The following is a 17,873-nucleotide window of genomic DNA, read 5'->3' as shown; positions in this document are numbered from 1 at the left end:
ATGAGTTATAGGCGTCGTTTCCATAACTCAGGAACGCTGCTCTTCTTGAGCTATAGGCGCCGGCGGGCCGCGCTATCCTCACAGCAAAACGGCGGCCCCTTGCGGAGCCGCCGCTTGATCTCAAGAACGACCTGAAACGCTTACGCGCCCTGGGCGATCGTGTTGCTCAGGATGCCGATACCCTCGATCTCCACCTCGCAGACGTCGCCCGGCTTCAGCCAGGGCTGCGGCTTGCGGGCCATCGCCACGCCCGAGGGCGTGCCGGTGATGATGATGTCGCCCGGATCGAGGGTCATGCACTTGCTGAGCTCGTGCACGAGGGTCGGCACGTCGAAGATCAGGTCGTCGGTGCTGCTGTCCTGCATGGTGACGCCGTTGACGCGGGTCATGATGCGCAGCGGCGCGGCACCCTTGGGCAGTTCGTCCGGCGTCACGATGTCCGGGCCGAAGCCGCCGGTGCCGTCGAAATTCTTGCCCAGCGTGAACTGCCCGCCCGACTTGCGCTGCCAGTCGCGGATCGAGCCGTCGTTGAAGCAGGCGTAGCCGGCGATCACCGAGAGCGCCTTCTCCTTCGGCACGTTGCGGCACTTCTTGCCGATCACGATGGTGAGCTCGGCCTCCCAGTCGAACTCCTTGGAATGCGTCGTCGCCAGCATCTTGCCCTTGTGCGGCACCAGCGTGTTGTTGAAGCGCGTGAACACCACCGGATACTGCGGGATCGGGCTGCCGGTCTCCTCGGCATGCTTGCGATAGTTAAGGCCGATGCAGAGGATCTTGCCGGGCGCCGGGATCGGCGTCAGGTACTTGGCCGACTTCTCCGACACGGTGGCGCCGGCCTTGGGCTTGGCGCAGGCCTTGAGCACCGCCTGCTGGAGCTTCTTGCCGCCCGCCAGGATCTCGACGACCGACTTCGGCCCGCGCGGCATCTGCTTGCTGAGATCGACGATCTTGCCGTCGCCCAGTTTGACGCCGACGGCGGGCTTGCCGCCGCTCAGGATGGTGCAAAGACGCATGAATTTCCCCCTTGAAGATTTCGTCCGAAATACGGCCGCGCGTAAAGTCCTCCCTCCCGCATCTTCGGTCAAGCTTGCCGCTTTTTTTGCTAGTCTCCGCCGATGCGTTTCCTCCTCCTGCTCCTCCCTCTGCTCTTCGCCGCCCTGCCCGCCTCGGCGCAGCTCGTCGTTCCGCTCACCACGCCAGACGGCCGGGTCGGCTGCACCCAGGGCAAGACCGGCATCGGCCGGCCGGCCGACTGGCGCGCCGTCGCCGATCCCGACGGCCCGGGCGGCTGGGCCCTTGTCGAGAGAGAGCCCGACCCGACCGATCAGCGCTTCCCGCTCTGCATTTCCGAGCAGGCGTCCGGCCGCGACTTCGACGCCACCCTGCGCTTCAAGCCGATCTCGGGGTCGCGCGACCAGGTGGCCGGCTTCATGTTCCGTGCCCAGAGCGCCAACGACTATTACGTCGTGCGGGCCAATGCCCGCGACAACTCGGTCCGCCTCTACCGCATGGACAAGGGCAAGCGCAGCCAGCTCGGCATGAAGGAAGCGCCGGTGACGCTCGGGCAGTGGCACTCGCTCCGGGTGATCGCGGTCAGCGACCGCATCGAGGTGGCTCTCGATGGCAAGAAGCTGTTCGACGTCAACGACCGCTCGCTGATGCAGCCCGGGCCCGTAGGGGTGTGGAGCCAGGGCGACAGCGTCACCCATTACGGCTCCCTGCTGATCGGCCCGCCGCCCTCGCGCTGAGCTAGCGGCGCGCCGCCAGCAGCGCGTTCGCCAGCTCGACGAACCCGTCGCCGGAGCGTGATCTCGTGACCCAGCGCGGCCGATGCTCCAGCAGCTCGGCAAAGTCCACCACGTTGGCCACGCCGACAGCGTTCGGGAAATAGCCGAACATCGGCGCGTCGTTGGGCGAGTCGCCGGAGAACACATAGCGCGCCTTCTCGGCCGCGAGGTCGATGCCGAACAGCTCCTGCATCATCGAGCGGCTGGTCGTGAGCTTGTCGTAATCGCCGAACCAGCCGTTGACGTGGATCGAACTCACCTTGGCCTTGGCGCCGTGGCGCTCGAAGATGGCCACGATGCGCTTGATGTCCGCGGGTGGCAGCGGCGGCACGTCCTCGCAGAAATCGACGGCGAGGTCGGCCAGGCGATACGGCTGGTCGGAGGCGATGCCGGCGCCGGGGACTTCCTGCAGCATCTCCGTCCGCACCCTTTCCAGCCGCCGCCGGCCTTCCGCGCGCTCGGCCTCGGACTGGATGAAGCGGGTGCGCAGGCGTTTCTGGCTGCGATCATGCCACATCCAGAAGGCGCCGTTCTCGCCGACCACGGCATCGACCGGCCAGAAGCGGGCGATGTGGTCACACCACCCGGCCGGCCGGCCGGTGACCGGCACGACCAGAAGACCGGCCCGCTTCAGCGCCTGCAACGCGCCATAGGCCTCGGCGGTCAGCGTCCCGTCGCTGGAGACGGTGTCGTCGATGTCGGTCAGAATCCCGCGTATGGCGGCCAGGGTCTCACGGGGGCAGTTCTCGAGCGGTTCCATGCGTCGTCTTCTAACATGGCGACCGAGGCCTTCGGGCGCTAAAAGCCCGGTCATGATCCCGCGCTATTCACGGCCGCAGATGGCCGCCATATGGGCCCCGGAGAACCGCTTCCGCATCTGGTTCGAGATCGAGGCGCATGCGTGTGACGCCATGTCCGAGGCGGGCATCATTCCCGAGGCCTCCGCTCAGGCGATCCGGGACGGCGGCCGGAAGGCCATGGAGGCACTCGACACCGACCCCGCCGGCAATGTCGAAAAGATCGACGCCATCGAGCGCGTGACGCGCCACGACGTCATCGCCTTCCTCACCTGGCTGGGCGAGTTCATTGGCCCCGACTCGCGTTTCGTGCACCAGGGCATGACCTCCTCCGACGTGCTCGACACCGGCTTCGCCGTGCAGCTCACCCAGGCCGCCGACATCCTGCTGGACGACGTCGACAAGCTGCTGGCGGCCCTGAAGAAGCGCGCCTTCGAGCACAAAGACACGCTCACGATCGGCCGCAGTCATGGAATCCATGCCGAGCCCACGACCTTCGGTGTGAAGCTCGCGGGCCACTACGCGGCCTTCGTGCGCAACCGCCAGCGGCTGGTGGCGGCACGCGCCGAGATCGCGACCTGCGCCATCTCCGGTCCCGTCGGCACCTTCGCCAGCGTCGATCCGCGGATCGAGGAGCATGTGGCGAAGAAGCTCGGCCTCGCCGTCGAGACGGTCTCGAGCCAGGTGATCCCACGCGACCGCCATGCCGCCTTCTTCGCGACGCTGGGCGTCGTCGCCTCCTCGCTGGAGAACCTGGCCACCGAGATCCGCCACCTGCAGCGCACCGAGGTGCGCGAAGCCGAAGAGTTCTTCTCGGCCGGCCAGAAGGGCTCGTCGTCGATGCCGCACAAGCGCAACCCGGTGCTGAGCGAGAACGTCACCGGCCTCGCCCGCGTCGTGCGCTCAGCCGTGGTTCCGGCGCTGGAGAACGTGACCCTGTGGCATGAGCGGGACATCTCGCACTCCTCGACCGAGCGCTACATCGCGCCGGACGCCACCGGCACGCTGGATTTCGCGCTGAGCCGCATGACCGGCATCGTCGAGCAGCTCGTGGTCCATGCCGGCCGCATGAAGGCGAACCTCGATTCGCTGGGCGGTCTCGTCTTCTCGCAGCGCATCCTGCTAGCGCTGACGCAGAGAGGCATGAGCCGCGAGGCCTCCTACGCCGCCGTCCAGCGCAATGCCATGGACGCCTGGCGCGGCAACGCCTCGCTGGTGGCGCTGTGCCGCGCCGACAGAGAGATCCGCGAGTTCCTGGCCGATGACGAACTCGTCGCGCTGTTCGACATGGGCTATCACACCAAGCACGTCGACACGATCTTCAAGCGCGTGTTTGGCTAGAAGTCCGACTCCTGTCCCCGACAGGCGAGAGGAGTCTGAGCGACGCGCCCTAGCGGACTTCCGTCATGATCTGCTTTTTGGCGTCATCGGCCAGCTGCTCGGACTGCTTACGGATGGCGTGCTCTTCCATCGGCTTGCCGGCGGCGGCAAAGTCCTTCATCAGCTTGTCGATGACGTCGGAATCGCCCGGCTTCTCGAAGTCGGCCATCACGACTTCCTTGGCATAGGCCTCGGCGTCGGCTCCGGTCTTGCCCAGAAGGCCGGCGGCCCAGAGGCCCAGCAGCTTGTTGCGGCGCGAGTTGACCCTGAATTTCACCTGCTCGTCATTCTCGTACTTGGCTTCGAAGGCTTTCTCGCGATCGTCGAACGTGGTCATCGGCCGCTCCCGTTGGGCATATCTCGTTGGGGCGGTATATAGCGATCGCGACACCGTCTTTCCACCCTGCGTTCGCAGTGGCAGTGTCACGCCCTGCAGAGAGGAAACCCAAGATGTCGCTGGAAAAACTCAAGGACTGGATCGGCCGGACGCAGTCCGTGGAGGATCTCGCCGCCCCCTTTCCGGTCCGCGCCCTGTCCGCGACCTTCGACGAGAAGGACGATCCCGCCCCGAAGAACGGCGATCCCCTGCCGCCGCTCTGGCACTGGCTCTACTTCCTGGAGGTCGCGCCTCAGTCGAAGATCGGCCCCGACGGCCATGCCGAGCGCGGCGACTTCCTGCCGCCGGTGCCGCTGCCGCGCCGCATGTGGGCCGGCAGCCGTTTCTCCTTCGACGGCGAGCCGATCCGCGTCGGCGAGACCATTCGGCGGCTCTCCGAGATCAAGTCGGTCGAGCCCAAGACCGGCTCGACCGGATCGATGGTGTTCGTCACCGTGCAGCATACGATTTCGGGCCCCCGCGGCCTCTCCTTCGTCGAGCAGCACGACATCGTCTATCGCGAGGCCGCAAAGCCGGGCGAGGCGCCCAAGCCGCCCCGGCCGGCGCCGGCCGATGCGACCTGGAGCCGGACCATCCTGGCCGACCCGGTGCTGCTGTTCCGCTTCTCCGCCCTCACCTTCAACGGCCACCGCATCCACTACGACCAGCCCTATGTGACGGGGGTCGAAGGCTATCCCGGTCTGATCGTGCACGGTCCGCTGATGGGCATGCTGCAGATCGAACTGGCGCGGCGCTCCAACCCGGGTAAGGTGGTCGAGAGTTTCGAGTTCCGCGCCTTGTCGCCGGTGTTCGGCGGCGCCGCTCTCGGCGTTCACGGACGGCGTGAACCGGACGGCTCGATCGCAACATGGATCGCCGATCCCACCGGCGGTCTCGCACAGCAGGGCAAGGCCACCTTCCGATGACCCATAAGCATCATGCCGGCTGCGGCTGTCTCGCCGCCCTCTCGCGCCGACACCTGATCGGCTTCGGTCTCGGCGCCGCCGCCGTCGCGGCTGCCGGCCCGGCGCTGGCCATCGACGACGGGTACGAGGCGATGCTGATGAAGTGCATCGACCCGCGCTTCACCACGGACACGTGGAAATACATGACCTCGCGCGGCTGGCAGAACAAGTACAGCCAGTTCAACATTGCAGGCGGGCCGATCGCCGCGGTGGCCCCGATCTTCCAGGAATGGCGTGCCGCCTGGGAGGCCAACCTCGACATCTCGGTCCAGCTGCACAACGTGAAGCGCCTGATCGGCATGGCCCATCGCGACTGCGGGGCGGCCGCCCTCGCCTATGGCGATCGGATCAAGACCGACCGTGCCTTCGAGACCGAGATGCTGAGTCAGGGGCTGCGCGCCTTCCGCGACCAGGCCAACAAGCGCCAGCCGCAGCTCATCGTCGAGCTTGGCATCATGGATCTCAATGGCACCGTCGAGACGGTGGCCTAGCTCTCGTCGCCGCGACCCTCGTGCCCGAGCAATCCCTCCCCTTCGTGATCGACAAGGATGCGGCGCTGGAACACCAGCTTGCCGCCCAGCGGGCACGACGCCCGGTCGATCCTCTGCTGTCCCTGGTCGTGCCGGTGTTCAACGAGGAAGAGACGATCGACCTCTTTCTCTCCACGGTGGTGCCCCTGCTCGAGCGTGACGGAGTCCTGTTCGAGATCGTCTTCGTGAACGACGGGTCGCTCGACGACACCTTCGCGCGCCTGTTCCATCACAGCCGCGCCGACCGCCGTCTCCGCATCGTCAACCTGTCGCGCAACTTCGGCAAGGAGGCCGCCCTCACTGCCGGCATCGACCATGCCCGCGGCGACATCCTGGTCCCCATGGACATCGACCTGCAGGACCCGCCCGAGCTGATCGGCTCGTTCATCGCGCGGTGGCGCGAGGGCTACGATATCGTCTACGGAATCCGCTCCGCGCGCCACACCGATACGCCGGCCAAGCGGGTTTCGGCGGGCTGGTTCTACCGGGTGTTCAATTCCATGTCGCCGGTGCGCATTCCGCCCAATGTCGGGGACTTCCGCCTGGTCGACCGTCGCGCCGTCGAGGTGCTGCGCCAGCTTCCCGAGCGCAACCGCTTCATGAAGGGGCTGTTCGCCTGGGTCGGCTTCAACTCTGTCGGCGTACCCTACGAGCGGCCCGAGCGCGTCGCCGGCACGAGCAAGTTCAACTTCTGGCGTCTGTGGAACTTCGCCATCGACGGCGTGGTGAGCTTCTCCACCGCTCCGCTGCGCGCCTGGTTCTATGTCGGCCTGGTGATCGCCACGGTGGCGGTGCTCTATGCCCTGTTCATCGTCACCCGCGTGCTGATCTTCGGTGTCGACACACCGGGCTACGCCTCGCTGCTGATCGCCATCCTTCTGATGGGCGCCATCCAGCTCCTGTCGCTGGGCATCATCGGCGAATATCTCGGCCGCCTGTTCGTCGAGGTGAAGGCTCGCCCGATCTATGTCGTCGAGGGAGTCTATGAGGATGCCCCCCCGAAGCCGCCGGTGACCTGACCGTCGATGGACCTCAAGGAAGAAGACATCCTGGGCGCGGGCATCGGCAGCCACTGGTACTACCGCTCGAAGGCGGCTGCGCTGCGCCGCGCCGTCGGCTCGCTGGCCCCGAAGCGGCTGCTGGACGTCGGCGCAGGCTCGGGCTTCTTCTCGCGCCATCTGCTCGAGCGAACCCCGGCCGAGAGCGCGCTCTGCGTCGACATCGGCTATGCCGCGGACCGCGACGACAACGTCGGCGGCAAACCGGTGCGCTATCGCCGCGACATCGGACCGACCGACTGCGACCTCGTGCTGATGATGGACGTGCTGGAGCATGTCGACGACGATCGCTGGCTGGTGCGCCACTATGCGGAGAAGGTGCCGAGCGGCGCACATTTCCTGGTGACGGTGCCCGCCTTCGAGTTCCTGTGGAGCGGCCACGACGTCTTCCTCGAGCACAAGCGCCGCTACCGCCTGCCCGGGATCGAGGCCGCGCTGCGCGATGCCGGCCTCGAGATCGTGCGCGGCAGCTACTATTTCGGCCTGGTCTTCCCGCTCGCCGCCGCGGTGCGCCTGGCCGACCGCAACACGACGGAGCCGCGCAGCAGCCTGAAGAAACAGGGCGCCGTCACCAACGGCATCCTCACCGCGATCTGCGTCGCCGAACTCCCGCTGTTCCCCTGGAACCGCCTCGCCGGCCTTTCGTGCTTCGTGCTGGCAAGGAAGCCTTAGTCACCCCTCACCTAACCTCTCCCCCTATCGGGGGAGAGGAATATGATTCTCAGACTCCTCTCCCCCGATAGGGGGAGAGGCTGGGTGAGGGGGTCACGCACAGCCCTAAAATCGGCACAGACATTGTTCTTCATGCCCGCCATGAGCAGCGCGCGAATAACGAAGGCACGCGAGTTTAGGCGGGACGGCACGAAACCCGAAAAGGTCTGCTGGGAACTGCTCCGCGATCGTCGTACTTCAGGCATCAAGTTTCGCCGGCAACATCCGATCGGGCCCTACTTCGCGGACTTCGCCTGTCTGTCGGCGAAACTGGTCGTCGAAATCGATGGCGAGCAACACGCGTTTCAGCAGGAGAGTGACGCCCGTCGGACCGCGTTCATGGAGAGTCGTGGCTGGCGCGTACTGAGGTTCTGGGCCGTTGAGGTTCTCGAGAGTCCGGAGGGCATCTGGATCGCAATCGAAGCAGCGTTGAAGGAGCGGTGACTCACCCCCTCACCTAACCTCTCCCCCTATCGGGGGAGAGGAATATGAAAGTCAGCCCGCCACCACGTTCTTCGAGACGATGCGCTTGCGCTTCGCGTTGATCTCGCGGAGCGTCACCATCATCTCCTCGGCGACGATGTCGCCGGGGATGCCGTCGCCCTCGGCTTCGAGTTCCTTCATGTCGACCCAGACGCCGTAGAGCGGCGCGGTCCGCGAGGTGATGATGCCGGCATGGAGGAGCGTCTTGATCAGCACCCGGAAGATGTTGGTGCTTTCCTTCAGGTTGGCGCGGCGGTCCTCGTCGGTGAAGACTTCCTTCATCGCGTCGCGCACCCACTGCCAGTCGAGCCCGTACTTGGCGTAGATGACCTGCTTCTGCTCGGCGTTGATCAGGTTGAACAGCAGCGTCTGGAAAATCTGCGCCGCCCAGTCCTCGACCTTCTTGTGCTCGTCCTCGCTGAGATGGCGGATCGTCCGGGACGCCCAGATCCGGCCGAAGCGATGATGGAAGGCCTCGTCGCTCATCACCAGCTGGACCAGCCGGCGCAGCACCGGGTCGTTGGTCTTGGCATTGAGCGTCGCGAAGGAGCCCATGGCGATGCCTTCGATCAGCATCTGCATGCCGACGATCTTCTTGTAGACCTCCTCCGTCGTCACCAGATCGGTGAGAACGGTGGCGATGGTCTTGCCCACCGGCAGGGGCGCCCCCCAGCGGCGGCCGATATAGCGCGTGAACCCTGCGACATGCCGGGCCTCCTCGCGGGCCTGGTTGGCGGCGTATTCCTGGGCGCCCGGATCGAGCAGGATGTGGCAGAGGCTGGCCGACAGCGAGAGCGCCCCCTGCTCGCCGTGCAGCAGGTTGGAGATCGACCAGTGCATGACGTCGTTGCCGAGCCCGATCCTCTGGCCCTCGTCCAGCCGGTCCGCCACCGCGCTCTTCAGCTCGACGACCGTGTCCAGCGGCATGATCGGCGTCTTCGCCATGTCGAAGGGCTGGTCGAAATCGATATAGCTCTTGTCGAACGGGTCCCAGAAATGGTCGTGGGTGGCCGAAATGATGCCGTCGAAGGCATCCGTGCGGCGTCCATAGCGGGGAACTTCCAGCATTGCCGGAAAATCCTCCCGTCCAACCGTGTCATAGGCCTTGTCGTAAGTGATTTGCTGGGCCATGTGAGGCCTCCTGTTCCGAGATCAATATGACGGCCCCGTCACCTTTTTCAATGGATTTTTCCCCAGTACCGGAGCATGGCGTTTCCGCCATATTCCGCCCGAACGGCGGGCGATCCGCATCGCCCGCGCAGGAGTAAGACATGTCCCGCCGTCGCCGCATCTACGAGGGCAAGGCCAAGACCTTGTTCGAGGGGCCCGAACCCGGGACGATCGTCCAGTACTTCAAGGACGACGCGACCGCGTTCAACAACCAGAAGAAGGGGGTGATCACCGGCAAGGGGGTGATCAACAACCGGATCTCCGAGTTCCTGATGACCAAGCTCGGGGAAATCGGCGTGCCGACCCACTTCATCCGCCGCCTGAACATGCGCGAGCAGCTCATCCGGCAGGTCGAGATCATCCCGCTCGAAGTTGTAGTCCGCAACGTGGCGGCCGGCTCCTTCGCCAAGCGCTTCGGCGTCGAGGAGGGCACGCAGCTCCCCCGCTCGATCATGGAGTTCTTCTACAAGAACGACGCGCTGGGCGACCCGATGGTCACCGAGGAGCACATCACTGCCTTCGGCTGGGCGACGCCCCAGGACCTCGACGACATCGTGGCGCTCACCCTGCGCGTGAACGATTTCCTGTTCGGCCTGTTCCTCGGCTGCGGCATCAAGCTGATCGATTTCAAGATCGAGTTCGGCCGCCTCTACGAGGACGACATGGTCCGGATCGTGCTGGCCGACGAGATCAGCCCCGATTCGTGCCGCCTGTGGGACCTCCGGACCAACGAGAAGATGGACAAGGACCGGTTCCGCCGCGACCTCGGCAAGGTCGAGGAAGCCTACCAGGAAGTGGCGCGGCGCCTCGGCATCCTCATCGACCAGGGACCGGGCGACGTGCGCGGCCCCACCACGCTGCAGTAAAGAGGCGACATGAAAGCCAGAGTCCACGTGACCCTCAAGAACGGCGTGCTCGACCCGCAGGGCAAGGCCATCGGACATTCGCTGAACCGGCTGGGCTTCCCCGAGGTCGGCGACGTGCGCCAGGGCAAGTTCATCGAACTGGAACTGGCCGAAACCGACGCGGCCAAGGCCAGGGCCCGTGTCGAGGAGATGTGCAGGAAGCTGCTCGCCAACACGGTGATCGAGAACTACTCGATCGAACTGGTGGGCTGATGAAGCCGAACAACCTCATCCTGGGGAGCGGTCCGCAGGACCGCGTCTCGAAGGATGGGAACGCGCACCGCCTTTGTTGCCGACCCTTCGAGACGCGCGCTGCGCGCGCTCCTCAGGGTGAGGGTCTTGCTGGTATGGACGGACGGAGATGAAAGCAGCTGTATTGGTCTTCCCCGGTTCCAATCGCGAAGGCGATGTGGCGCAGGCGATCGAGCTGGTCACCGGGCGCCGGCCGCAGATGGTTTGGCACGGCGACGGCGACTTCGAGAAGGTCGACCTGATCGTGGTGCCGGGCGGCTTCTCCTATGGGGATTATCTGCGCTGCGGCGCGATGGCCGCACAGTCACCGGTGATGGCCGAGGTCAAGAAGCGGGCCGCGCAGGGCGTGCCGGTGCTGGGCATCTGCAACGGCTTCCAGATCGTGACCGAGGCGGGTCTGCTGCCGGGCACCCTGATGCGCAACTCGCACCTCAAGTTCGTCTGCGCCGACGTCCACCTCCGGGTCGAGACCAGCCAGAGCCTGTTCACCAACCGCTACCAGGCGGGCCAGGTGATCAAGGTGCCGGTGGCCCACGCCGAGGGCAACTATTTCGCCGACGCCGACACGATGAAGCGGCTCGAGGATCGCGGCCAGATCGCTTTCCGCTACTGCGGCCCCGACGGCTCGATCGTCGACGGACGCGGCAATCCCAACGGCTCCAGCAGCAACATCGCCGGTGTCTTCAACGACACCAAGACGGTGCTGGGCCTGATGCCCCATCCCGAGAATGCGGTGGAGCCGATGTTCGGCGGCACCGACGGCAAGGCCCTGTTCGAGGGCATGGTCGAGGCGCTCTCGTGAGGCCCGCTTTGATGAAGGACGTGTCGTGACCGTCGCCCCGGAAAAGAACCCGCCCGTCAAGCTGCCGAACGAGCCGGAGATCACCCCGCAGGTCGTGGCCGAGCACGGTCTGGCGCCGGACGAGTACGAGCGCCTGCTCAAGATCATGGGCCGCACGCCCACGATGGTCGAGCTCGGCATCTTCTCGGCCATGTGGAGCGAGCACTGCTCCTACAAGTCCTCGAAAGTCTGGCTGAAGAAGCTGCCGACCAAGGCGCCCTGGGTCATCCAGGGCCCGGGCGAGAATGCCGGCGTCATCGACATCGGCGACGGCCAGGCCGCCATCTTCAAGATGGAGAGCCACAACCACCCCTCCTACATCGAGCCCTACCAGGGCGCGGCGACGGGCGTGGGCGGCATCCTGCGCGACGTCTTCACGATGGGCGCGCGGCCGGTGGCCAATCTCAACGCGCTGCGCTTCGGCGACCCGAAGCATGCCAAGACGCGCCACCTCGTGTCGGGCGTGGTGGCCGGCATCGCGGGCTACGGCAACTGCATGGGCATTCCCACCGTGGGCGGCGAGACCAACTTCCATGCCGCCTACAACGGCAACATCCTGGTCAACGCCATGACCGTGGGCGTCGCCGCCACCGACAAGATCTTCTATGCGGCCGCCGCCGGCATCGGCAATCCGATGGTCTATGTCGGCTCGAAGACCGGCCGCGACGGCATCCACGGCGCCACCATGTCGTCGACCGAGTTCAACGAGGATAGCGAGAGCAAGCGGCCGACGGTGCAGGTCGGCGATCCGTTCGTCGAGAAGCTGCTGCTGGAAGCCTGCCTCGAACTGATGGCAACCGACGCCATCATCGCCATCCAGGACATGGGCGCGGCCGGCCTCACCTCCTCCTCGTTCGAGATGGCGGCCAAGGGCGGGCTGGGCCTCGTCATGGAACTCGACAAGGTGCCGATGCGCGAGACCGGCATGAATCCCTACGAGCTCATGCTGTCGGAGAGCCAGGAGCGCATGCTGATCGTGCTGAAGCCCGGCCGCGAGGACGAGGCGCGCAAGATCTTCGAGAAGTGGGAACTGGACTTCGCCGTAATCGGCCACCTGACCGATACCGAGCGCATGGTGCTGACCTGGCACGGCGACGTGGTGGGCAACATCCCGATCCCACCGCTGGTCACCGAAGCGCCGATGTACGAGCGGCCGTGGACCCTGACGCCTTTGCCCCCGGAACTGGAGGCGTCGAAGGTTCCTGCGCCGACGGACTGGAAGGCCTCGCTGCTCACCCTGATGAGCTGTCCCGATCTCGCCAGCAAGGCATGGATCTGGCACCAGTACGACCATCTCATCATGGGCAACACCGCGATCCGCCCGCAGGGCGGCGACGCCGCGCTGGTCCGCGTGCCCGGTGCGCCCAAGGCTGCAAGCCACAAGGGGCTCGCCATGACGTCGGACTGCACGCCGCGCTACGTGCAGGCCCATCCGGAGACCGGCGGCCGCCAGGCCGTGGCCGAGGCGTGGCGCAACATCACCGCGGTCGGCGCCCGGCCGCTCGCCGTGACCGACAACATGAACTTCGGCAACCCTCAGAAGCCCGAGATCATGGGCCAGTTCGCCGGCGCCATCATGGGCATGGCGGAAGCCTGCATCGCGCTGGATTTCCCGGTCGTGTCGGGCAACGTCTCGCTCTACAACGAGACCGAGGGTCGGCCGATCCTGCCGACCCCGACCATCGGCGCGGTGGGCGTGATCGACGACATCGCCACCTCGGCGGGCTCGCGCCTCGTCCAGTCGGGTCTCGCCCTGGTGCTGATCGGCGAGACGAAGGGCTGGCTCGGCCAATCGATCTACCTTCGCGAGCTGCACGGCCGGGAGGAAGGCGCGCCGCCGCCGGTCGATCTCGCCGTCGAGCGCCGCAACGGCGACTTCGTGCGCGGCGAGATCGTCGGACGTCGCGTCCATGCCTGCCACGACCTCTCCGACGGCGGCCTGCTCGTGGCGCTTGCCGAAATGTGCCTGTCGGGCGGCACTGGCGCCTGCATCAAGCTGCCGGCGACCGACGTCGCGCCCCACGCCTATCTCTATGGCGAGGACCAGGGCCGCTACCTGATCGCCACCGACGACGGTCCCGCCCTCGTCGAGGCCGCCCGCAAGGCCGGCGTCCCCGCCGTGCTGCTGGGCTATTCCGGGGGGCCCGACATCACGGTCGACAGGCTGCTCACCCTGCCGCTCCAGGAGCTGCGGGACGCCCACGAGAACTGGCTCCCCGGCTACATGAACAGCGCCGCCTGAGGCCAACGAGAAGGATCGTCCCATGCCGATGCACGCCGACGACATCATCCGCCTGATCAAGGAAGGCATCCCCGACGCCGAGGTCGAGATCCAGGACCTCGCCGGCGATGGCGACCACTATGCCGCCACGGTGATTTCCCCCGCCTTCGTGGGCAAATCCAAGATCCAGCAGCACCAGATGGTCTATGGTGCCCTGGGCGGCCGTATGGGGGGCGTTCTCCACGCGCTGAAGCTGACCACCATGGCGCACAGGCCCTGAACGCCCTATATTCGGACAACCCCGCGCCCCCGGTGGCGCTCCACGGAGATCGATCATGAGCGAACCCCAGGTGTTCGAGCGTATCCGCGACGAGATCGGAAAGAACGACGTTCTGCTGTTCATGAAGGGCACGCCCGTATTTCCCCAGTGCGGCTTCTCGGCCGCGGTGGTCGACGTGCTGAGCCAGCTCGGCGTGAAATTCCACGGCATCAACATCCTCGTCGACCCGGAACTGCGGGAAGGCATCAAGAACTTCAGCCAGTGGCCGACGATTCCTCAGCTCTACGTCAAGGGCGAGTTCATCGGCGGCTGCGACATCATCCGCGAGATGTTCGAGACCGGCGAGCTCGAGCAGGTCCTCAAGGAAAAGGGCGTGGCGCTGGCGGAAGCCGCGTAACACCTTCCGCACAGTTCTGATCTTGTCGAAACGGGGGTGCTCAGGCGCCCCCGTTTTCGTTCGAGCGCGCCCCTCCAGCGGTGCGCTCTCCCTTGAGCCACTCGAATATCACAGCCTGATTGAGGCCTTGGAACCGTCCGACATCGAACGGTTATGGTATTGGAGTACCACACACGGATATCGACGATACTGCGAGGTCGGTACCTGCGTTGAGGTCGGAAGGGGGCTGTCATGTCGAACGGGACTTTCACGGACTTTCTGAACGCGCTGCGGGCCTTCGAATCCGGTGTCGACTACGACCGCTATCTCTCGGGGCAGATCACCGAGGGCCAAATCCGCAGCTGGGTGGGCGATGCCAACTGGAACGCCTATCAGGCCGGCCAGCTCTCCTGGCGTGACATGCAGTACACTTCCGTGAATTCGCTGGGCTTCGTCGGCTATCAATTCGGCGAGCCGCTGCTCATCGACCTCGGCTACTATCTGGACAATACGGGCAACCTGTGGACCGGCCGTTTCACCGGCAAGAACGGCGTCGACAGCTTCGCCACGCTCAAGACCGACATCCAGGAAGCCATCATCCTCGACGCCTTCGGTTACAACCTCAACGTCATCGAGAGCGGGCTCGAGGCCAAGGGCACCAGCCTCGACGCGCTGATCGGCAGCCAGCGCACCTATGTGGACACCACCGGGCAGAGCGTCACCGTCACGCTCACCCTTACAGGCATTCTTGCCGCCGCCCATCTGCGGGGGGCCTGGGGCACGCTGGACCTTCTCAACAATGGCAGCGCCTCGGCCGACGAATACGGCACCTCCATCCTCAAGTACATCCAGCAGTTCGGGGCCTACGACACGCCGAGCTATTCGACCCTCGTCGCCGCCCATCTAGCCGGCAAAACACTCTCCCTCGCCGAGGAGCTGTGGCACGACGACTTCAACGATGACGGCACCGTCTCCGACTATGCAGGCTGGGACGGCACCCAGGCGGACGGCGGCTCGACGGGCGGCTCAACCGGCGGAGAGACAGGGGGCGACGGCCAGACCGGGGGCGACGGCACGGCCACCGTGACCACCGTCAGCTGGATGTGGGGCGCCAATACGGTCCTCGCCTTCGACCCCGACCTCGACGTGCTCGATTTCGGCTGGTTCCAGAAGGACAATTTCTCCATCGCCGAGGTGGGCGGCTCGGTCGTCATCACCATCACCGGCAACAACCAGACCTACAGGCTCGATGGCGTGACGCTCGCCGAGCTGAGCATGGACAATATCCGCGCGAAGGACGCGAGCACGGTCCAGGAATGGGTCGCGGCCTTCGACACGGCGGAGCCGGCAATGCCCAGCCTGTCCATTGCCGACGTGTCGCTGAAGGAGGGCAATTCCGGCACCAGGCTCATGACCTTCACCGTGACCCTGTCCGCGGCGGCAGCCGGCCCGGTCACGGTCGCCTATTCCACGGCCGACGGCACCGCCACATCCGGCAGCGACTATGTTGCCGCGAGCGGCAACCTCACCTTCGCGGCGGGGGAAACGTCGAAGACCATCCAGGTCAAGGTCAAGGGCGACAAGGTGGCGGAGGGCAATGAGACCTTCACCGTCCGCCTCGCCAATGCCGCCGGCGCGACCATCGCCGACGGCCCGGCAACCGGCACCGTCACCAACGACGACGCAGCGGCCAAACTGCCCGCGCTCTCGGTCGGCGATGTCGCCATGCGCGAGGGCGATTCGGGCACCGCCGAGCTGATGTTCGTCGTCACGCTCGACAAGGCGGCGACCAGCCCCGTGACGGTGAACTATGCCACCGCCAACGGGACGGCGACCGCGGGATCCGACTATGCCGCGCTCACCGGAACACTGACCTTCGCGGTCGGCGAGACCTCGAAAATGGTGCATGTGGTCGTCAACGGCGACACCGCGGTGGAGGCGACTGAAACCTTCTCGCTCACTCTCTCTGGCGCCAGCGGCGCGACCATCGCCGACGCCACGGCGGTGGGCCAGATCACCGACGACGACACGCAGCAGGATCCGGGCAATGGTACCGGCAAAGTCTGGCTCATCAACTCCGTGAGCGGCGCCGATATCGTCGGCTTAGATCCGGCGGTGGACAGGATCGACCTCGGCAACGCCAACATCCATTCCTTCATCGTCATCGATACGCCCCAGGGCTTCGGCTTCAGGAGCCCCTGGAGCGGCGAGACGGTGATCGTGCAGGGTGTCCGCCTCGCCGATCTCTCGGTGGAGAACTTCCGGTTCATCGACAACGATCACTTGCGCGAGGCGCTGAGCGGCGCGCTCGCCTGGGAGAACGGACCGGTGCTCGCCGCCGACACCGTCTATATGCGCTCTCATGAAGTAGGACAGGTGGACCGGGTCGCCTTCGATCCCGCGACCGACGTGGTGAGCTTCAAATTCTATGGCAGCCGCGAAAACCTCTCGATGACCGACAGCAACGAAGGCGTGGTCATCGCGGATCTCAGCACGGGCCAGAAGCTCATCCTGCTCGGCGTCACCCGGGCCGACCTCTCCGCGGCCAATTTCGAGTTCACCTTCACCCAGGTCCGCGAGGACGACCTGTCCGGCAAGATCGGCCTGGGCCAGGTTTCCAACGCCCAGATCGTCGACTTCAACCTGCCGATTGCCGGCGGAGGCACGGTGGCGGGGGCGTCGGGGGCGACCGACGGCGCGACCGGGAACGAGGGCGGAGCGCTTCCCGCGCTCTCCATCGCCGACCTCTCGGTGGTGGAAGGCAATGGCGGCCATGCCCATTTCATGTTCGTGGTGACGCTCGACAAGGCTGTCGACGGGCCGGTAACGGTGGCCTATTCCACCGCAAACGGCACGGCCAAGGCCGGCAAGGACTACGTCGCCTCCAGCGGCACCGTCACCTTTGCCGCCGGCGAGACTTCCAAGATGGTCCACGTGGACATCAAGGGCGACGTGCTGGCCGAGAGCAACGAGACCTTCAAGGTCAACCTCTCCAGCCCCGCCGGCGCCACGATCGCCGACGGCACCGCCATCGGCACCATCATCGACGACGACGGCGCCCCGGTCCTGCCGGCCCTCTCCATCGCCGATCTCGCGGTCGCCGAGGGCAATGGCGAGCATGCCCACTTCATGTTCACCGTGACGCTCGACAAGGCCGCCGCAGGGCCGGTGACGGTGGCCTATTCCACCGCAGACGGCACGGCGACCGCCGGCTCGGACTATGTGGCCACCAACGGAACCCTCACCTTCACGGCGGGCGAAACCTCGAAGACGGTGCATGTGGATATCAGCGGTGACACCGTGTTCGAGGGGAACGAGACCTTCGCGGTCACGCTCTCCAACGCGAGCGGCGCCTCCCTCGCCGACGCCACCGCCATCGGCACCATCGTCAATGACGATCGTGCGCCGGACCAGGGCCATGTCGGCAACGGGAAGGCCGATACGTTCGCGATCACCTGGGCCTGGGGCAGCAACACGGCGATCGATTTCGACACCGCCCTCGACACCCTCGACTTCGGCTGGATGGCCAAGGACCATTTCTCCATCGCCGAAGCGAACGGCTCGACCGTCATCACCATCGAGGGCAACAACCAGACCTACAAACTGACCGACGTCTCGCTCGCGGAACTCTCCCTGATGAACATCGCGGCCAAGGATGCCAGCGCCGTCTCGGAGTGGACCGCAGCCTTGAGCACCGCACATGCGGCGCACGATTACGACCTCATGATCTGAGGCTGAAGG

Annotated in this window: 18 protein-coding genes; 14 read left to right on the top strand and 4 right to left on the bottom strand. The window is 65.8% G+C overall.

Features of this window, described 5'->3' with window-relative positions:
- Positions 1–140 precede the first annotated feature (140 nt).
- Positions 141–1,013 (bottom strand): fumarylacetoacetate hydrolase family protein, encoded by an 873-nt coding sequence (locus Q7V45_RS04965; RefSeq protein WP_304847942.1) that lies wholly within the window; start codon positions 1,011–1,013, stop codon positions 141–143.
- 102 nt (positions 1,014–1,115) lie between these two features.
- On the opposite strand from Q7V45_RS04965, the gene Q7V45_RS04960 reads away from it, so the two are divergent.
- Positions 1,116–1,748, top strand: a complete 633-nt coding sequence (locus Q7V45_RS04960) for a family 16 glycoside hydrolase (protein WP_304847939.1) — start codon at positions 1,116–1,118, stop codon at positions 1,746–1,748.
- Between the two features lies 1 nt (position 1,749).
- Here the strand turns inward: Q7V45_RS04960 and Q7V45_RS04955 are convergent, their stop codons facing one another.
- Complete coding sequence (locus tag Q7V45_RS04955; RefSeq protein WP_304847936.1) at positions 1,750–2,547, bottom strand: HAD family hydrolase; 798 nt, start codon at positions 2,545–2,547, stop codon at positions 1,750–1,752.
- Between the two features lie 52 nt (positions 2,548–2,599).
- Here Q7V45_RS04955 and purB point away from each other — a divergent pair, with 52 nt between their 5' ends.
- Complete coding sequence (gene purB / locus Q7V45_RS04950; RefSeq protein WP_304847933.1) at positions 2,600–3,925, top strand: adenylosuccinate lyase; 1,326 nt, start codon at positions 2,600–2,602, stop codon at positions 3,923–3,925.
- Positions 3,926–3,974: 49 nt separating this feature from the next.
- Here the strand turns inward: purB and Q7V45_RS04945 are convergent, their stop codons facing one another.
- Positions 3,975–4,301, bottom strand: coding sequence for a DUF1476 domain-containing protein (locus Q7V45_RS04945; protein WP_304847929.1), 327 nt, complete (start codon positions 4,299–4,301; stop codon positions 3,975–3,977).
- 113 nt (positions 4,302–4,414) lie between these two features.
- Here Q7V45_RS04945 and Q7V45_RS04940 point away from each other — a divergent pair, with 113 nt between their 5' ends.
- From Q7V45_RS04940 to Q7V45_RS04920, 5 genes are read left to right on the top strand one after another with little or no spacing between them, the layout of a single operon-like run.
- Positions 4,415–5,266: a MaoC family dehydratase N-terminal domain-containing protein gene (locus Q7V45_RS04940; RefSeq protein ID WP_304847926.1), complete on the top strand. Its 852-nt coding sequence runs from the start codon at positions 4,415–4,417 to the stop codon at positions 5,264–5,266.
- Positions 5,263–5,796 (top strand): hypothetical protein, encoded by a 534-nt coding sequence (locus Q7V45_RS04935; RefSeq protein ID WP_304847923.1) that lies wholly within the window; start codon positions 5,263–5,265, stop codon positions 5,794–5,796. Before Q7V45_RS04940 ends, Q7V45_RS04935 begins: the two co-directional genes overlap by 4 nt.
- 20 nt (positions 5,797–5,816) lie before the next feature.
- Positions 5,817–6,854, top strand: coding sequence for a glycosyltransferase family 2 protein (locus Q7V45_RS04930; protein ID WP_304847920.1), 1,038 nt, complete (start codon positions 5,817–5,819; stop codon positions 6,852–6,854).
- Positions 6,855–6,860: 6 nt separating this feature from the next.
- Positions 6,861–7,565, top strand: a complete 705-nt coding sequence (locus Q7V45_RS04925; RefSeq protein ID WP_304847917.1) for a bifunctional 2-polyprenyl-6-hydroxyphenol methylase/3-demethylubiquinol 3-O-methyltransferase UbiG — start codon at positions 6,861–6,863, stop codon at positions 7,563–7,565.
- Positions 7,566–7,607: 42 nt separating this feature from the next.
- Positions 7,608–8,048, top strand: coding sequence for an endonuclease domain-containing protein (locus Q7V45_RS04920; protein ID WP_304847914.1), 441 nt, complete (start codon positions 7,608–7,610; stop codon positions 8,046–8,048).
- A 51-nt stretch (positions 8,049–8,099) separates the two neighbouring features.
- Here the strand turns inward: Q7V45_RS04920 and Q7V45_RS04915 are convergent, their stop codons facing one another.
- Positions 8,100–9,218 (bottom strand): ferritin-like domain-containing protein, encoded by a 1,119-nt coding sequence (locus Q7V45_RS04915; protein ID WP_304847911.1) that lies wholly within the window; start codon positions 9,216–9,218, stop codon positions 8,100–8,102.
- Positions 9,219–9,358: 140 nt separating this feature from the next.
- On the opposite strand from Q7V45_RS04915, the gene purC reads away from it, so the two are divergent.
- From purC to Q7V45_RS04880, 7 genes are all read left to right on the top strand, one after another.
- Positions 9,359–10,123, top strand: coding sequence for a phosphoribosylaminoimidazolesuccinocarboxamide synthase (gene purC, locus Q7V45_RS04910; protein ID WP_298313592.1), 765 nt, complete (start codon positions 9,359–9,361; stop codon positions 10,121–10,123).
- 9 nt (positions 10,124–10,132) lie between these two features.
- The gene (gene purS, locus Q7V45_RS04905; RefSeq protein WP_304847904.1) at positions 10,133–10,375 is read left to right on the top strand and encodes a phosphoribosylformylglycinamidine synthase subunit PurS; all 243 of its coding nucleotides are present in this window, start codon (positions 10,133–10,135) and stop codon (positions 10,373–10,375) included.
- Between the two features lie 148 nt (positions 10,376–10,523).
- Complete coding sequence (gene purQ / locus Q7V45_RS04900) at positions 10,524–11,216, top strand: phosphoribosylformylglycinamidine synthase subunit PurQ (RefSeq protein WP_296332655.1); 693 nt, start codon at positions 10,524–10,526, stop codon at positions 11,214–11,216.
- Between the two features lie 61 nt (positions 11,217–11,277).
- Positions 11,278–13,497 (top strand): phosphoribosylformylglycinamidine synthase subunit PurL, encoded by a 2,220-nt coding sequence (gene purL, locus Q7V45_RS04895; protein ID WP_304848142.1) that lies wholly within the window; start codon positions 11,278–11,280, stop codon positions 13,495–13,497.
- 22 nt (positions 13,498–13,519) lie between these two features.
- Complete coding sequence (locus Q7V45_RS04890) at positions 13,520–13,756, top strand: BolA family protein (RefSeq protein ID WP_304847896.1); 237 nt, start codon at positions 13,520–13,522, stop codon at positions 13,754–13,756.
- A gap of 55 nt (positions 13,757–13,811) precedes the next feature.
- Positions 13,812–14,153 carry a Grx4 family monothiol glutaredoxin gene (grxD, locus tag Q7V45_RS04885; protein ID WP_304847893.1) on the top strand — a complete coding sequence of 114 codons (342 nt, stop codon included), beginning with the start codon at positions 13,812–13,814 and terminating at the stop codon, positions 14,151–14,153.
- 231 nt (positions 14,154–14,384) lie between these two features.
- Complete coding sequence (locus tag Q7V45_RS04880) at positions 14,385–17,864, top strand: Calx-beta domain-containing protein (RefSeq protein WP_304847889.1); 3,480 nt, start codon at positions 14,385–14,387, stop codon at positions 17,862–17,864.
- Positions 17,865–17,873 lie beyond the last annotated feature (9 nt).

This window comes from Reyranella sp. (genome assembly GCF_030651995.1).
In the GTDB taxonomy this organism is placed as follows: Bacteria; Pseudomonadota; Alphaproteobacteria; order Reyranellales; family Reyranellaceae; genus Reyranella.
Note: the sequence above shows the minus strand (reverse complement) of the source record. Positions and strands in the feature narration are given on the sequence as shown.

What these genes read in the sequence shown, in the direction of transcription:
- Q7V45_RS04965 (WP_304847942.1), bottom strand. Translation starts at nt 1,013, where the DNA reads ATGCGTCTTTGCACCATCCTGAGCGGCGGCAAGCCCGCCGTCGGCGTC.
- Q7V45_RS04960 (WP_304847939.1), top strand. Translation starts at nt 1,116, where the DNA reads ATGCGTTTCCTCCTCCTGCTCCTCCCTCTGCTCTTCGCCGCCCTGCCC.
- Q7V45_RS04955 (WP_304847936.1), bottom strand. Translation starts at nt 2,547, where the DNA reads ATGGAACCGCTCGAGAACTGCCCCCGTGAGACCCTGGCCGCCATACGC.
- purB (WP_304847933.1), top strand. Translation starts at nt 2,600, where the DNA reads ATGATCCCGCGCTATTCACGGCCGCAGATGGCCGCCATATGGGCCCCG.
- Q7V45_RS04945 (WP_304847929.1), bottom strand. Translation starts at nt 4,301, where the DNA reads ATGACCACGTTCGACGATCGCGAGAAAGCCTTCGAAGCCAAGTACGAG.
- Q7V45_RS04940 (WP_304847926.1), top strand. Translation starts at nt 4,415, where the DNA reads ATGTCGCTGGAAAAACTCAAGGACTGGATCGGCCGGACGCAGTCCGTG.
- Q7V45_RS04935 (WP_304847923.1), top strand. Translation starts at nt 5,263, where the DNA reads ATGACCCATAAGCATCATGCCGGCTGCGGCTGTCTCGCCGCCCTCTCG.
- Q7V45_RS04925 (WP_304847917.1), top strand. Translation starts at nt 6,861, where the DNA reads ATGGACCTCAAGGAAGAAGACATCCTGGGCGCGGGCATCGGCAGCCAC.
- Q7V45_RS04920 (WP_304847914.1), top strand. Translation starts at nt 7,608, where the DNA reads ATGATTCTCAGACTCCTCTCCCCCGATAGGGGGAGAGGCTGGGTGAGG.
- Q7V45_RS04915 (WP_304847911.1), bottom strand. Translation starts at nt 9,218, where the DNA reads ATGGCCCAGCAAATCACTTACGACAAGGCCTATGACACGGTTGGACGG.
- purC (WP_298313592.1), top strand. Translation starts at nt 9,359, where the DNA reads ATGTCCCGCCGTCGCCGCATCTACGAGGGCAAGGCCAAGACCTTGTTC.
- purS (WP_304847904.1), top strand. Translation starts at nt 10,133, where the DNA reads ATGAAAGCCAGAGTCCACGTGACCCTCAAGAACGGCGTGCTCGACCCG.
- purQ (WP_296332655.1), top strand. Translation starts at nt 10,524, where the DNA reads ATGAAAGCAGCTGTATTGGTCTTCCCCGGTTCCAATCGCGAAGGCGAT.
- Q7V45_RS04890 (WP_304847896.1), top strand. Translation starts at nt 13,520, where the DNA reads ATGCCGATGCACGCCGACGACATCATCCGCCTGATCAAGGAAGGCATC.
- grxD (WP_304847893.1), top strand. Translation starts at nt 13,812, where the DNA reads ATGAGCGAACCCCAGGTGTTCGAGCGTATCCGCGACGAGATCGGAAAG.
- Q7V45_RS04880 (WP_304847889.1), top strand. Translation starts at nt 14,385, where the DNA reads ATGTCGAACGGGACTTTCACGGACTTTCTGAACGCGCTGCGGGCCTTC.